The following is a 1,730-nucleotide window of genomic DNA, read 5'->3' as shown; positions in this document are numbered from 1 at the left end:
GGCGGCCAGGGCATGGCCATGATCATCGAGCGGCTCTCCTGACCGGCGCCCCCGCACGATCCGCCCAACCGCAGAGAACCGCGCAGCGATTGCGCGTGCTCACCCACGAGAAGGAGATCCCATGACCCAGGAGGCCCCCCGCACCGCCATCGTGACCGGCGCCGCGCGCGGCATCGGCGCCGGCGTGGCCAAGCGGCTGGCCCGGGACGGGTTCGCCGTCGCCGTGCTCGACCTGGACGAGGACGCCTGCAAGCCGGTCGTCGCCGAGATCGAGGCCGCCGGCGGCAAGGCCCTGGCGGTCGGCTGCGACGTCTCCGACGAGCAGGCCGTGGAGGCCGCCGTCAAGCGCGTGGCCGCCGAGCTGGGCCCGCCGCTGGTGCTGGTCAACAACGCCGGGATCATCCGGGACAACCTGCTGTTCAAGATGAGCACCGACGACTGGGACGCGGTCATGAACGTCCACCTGCGCGGTTCGTTCCTGATGAGCCGGGCCGCGCAGAAGTACATGACCGAGGCCAAGTGGGGTCGCATCGTCAACCTGTCCTCCACCAGCGCGCTCGGCAACCGCGGCCAGGCCAACTATTCGGCCGCCAAGGCCGGTCTGCAGGGCTTCACCAAGACGCTGGCGATCGAGCTGGGCAAGTTCGGCGTGACCGTCAACGCCGTCGCCCCCGGCTTCATCGAGACCGAGATGACCGCCGCCACCGCCGCCCGGGTCGGCGTGCCGTTCGAGGACTTCAAGAAGGCCGCCGCCGAGGCCACCGCGGTCAAGCGCACCGGAACGCCCGAGGACATCGCGCACACCGTGTCGTTCTTCGTCAGCGAGGGCGCCGGCTACGTCACCGGCCAGGTCATCTACGTCGCCGGCATGCCGAAGGCCTGACGCGCACACGGGAGGGGACGACGATGAAGGTCTTCAACGGGATCGCCGAACTGGAGAAGGCGGTCGGCACGCATCTGGGCTACAGCGACTGGCACACCGTCACCCAGGAGCAGATCGACAAGTTCGCCGACGCCACCGGCGACCACCAGTGGATCCACGTGGACGCCGAGAAGGCCAAGCAGGGCCCGTTCGGCACCACCATCGCCCACGGCTACCTGACCCTGTCGCTGCTGCCGCTGCTGGCGCACCAGGTGTACCGGGTGGAGGGACTGAAGATGGGCATCAACTACGGCACCGACAAGGTCCGCTTCCCCTCGCCGGTGCCGGTCGGGTCCCGGCTGCGGGCGGGCGTGGAGCTGGTGGAGGTCACCCCCACCGCCGCCGGCACCCGCGTCAAGACCAAGGTCACCGTCGAACGCGAGGGCGGGGACAAGCCCGCCTGCGTCGCCGAGTCGCTGTCGCTGCTGGTGGCCTGACATGACCGACATCGACAAGACGCTCGCCGACCTGACCGCCCGGGTCGAAAAGCTGCTCACCGAGCACCCGCCGGCCACCACCGACCGGCTGGAGTTCCTGCGGGCGCGGTTCGACGCCGGACTGGCCTGGGTGCACTTCCCCGAAGGGCTGGGCGGCCTGGGACTGCCGCGGGAGCTGCAGACCCATGTGGACCGTCTGCTGGCCGAGGCCGGAGCCCCCGACAACGAGCCGCGCCGCAACGGCATCGGGCTGGGCATGGCCGCCCCCACCATCCTCGCCTACGGCACCGAGGAGCAGAAGCGGCGGTTCCTGCGTCCGCTGTGGACGGGCGAGGAGATCTGGTGCCAGCTGTTCAGCGAGCCCGGCGCCG

Annotated in this window: 3 protein-coding genes; all 3 read left to right on the top strand. The window is 70.6% G+C overall.

The window, feature by feature from the left end; translation table 11 throughout:
* Positions 1-121: 121 nt before the first annotated feature.
* Positions 122-883: a 3-oxoacyl-ACP reductase FabG gene (fabG, locus tag EIO00_RS23935; protein WP_140182702.1), complete on the top strand. Its 762-nt coding sequence runs from the start codon at positions 122-124 to the stop codon at positions 881-883.
* 23 nt (positions 884-906) lie between these two features.
* Positions 907-1,359, top strand: coding sequence for a MaoC family dehydratase (locus EIO00_RS23930; protein WP_140182699.1), 453 nt, complete (start codon positions 907-909; stop codon positions 1,357-1,359).
* A gap of 1 nt (position 1,360) precedes the next feature.
* On the top strand, positions 1,361-1,730 hold a 370-nt coding region (locus EIO00_RS23925; RefSeq protein WP_175596325.1), incomplete at its 3' end, for an acyl-CoA dehydrogenase family protein.

It is taken from the genome of Thermomonospora catenispora, from assembly GCF_006363815.1.
Lineage (GTDB): Bacteria > Actinomycetota > Actinomycetes > Streptosporangiales > Streptosporangiaceae > Thermomonospora > Thermomonospora catenispora.
This window is presented reverse-complemented; position numbering and strand designations above follow the sequence as displayed.

Coding starts and splice junctions, on each gene's coding strand:
- fabG (WP_140182702.1), top strand. CDS start 122: ATGACCCAGGAGGCCCCCCGCACCGCCATCGTGACCGGCGCCGCGCGC.
- EIO00_RS23930 (WP_140182699.1), top strand. CDS start 907: ATGAAGGTCTTCAACGGGATCGCCGAACTGGAGAAGGCGGTCGGCACG.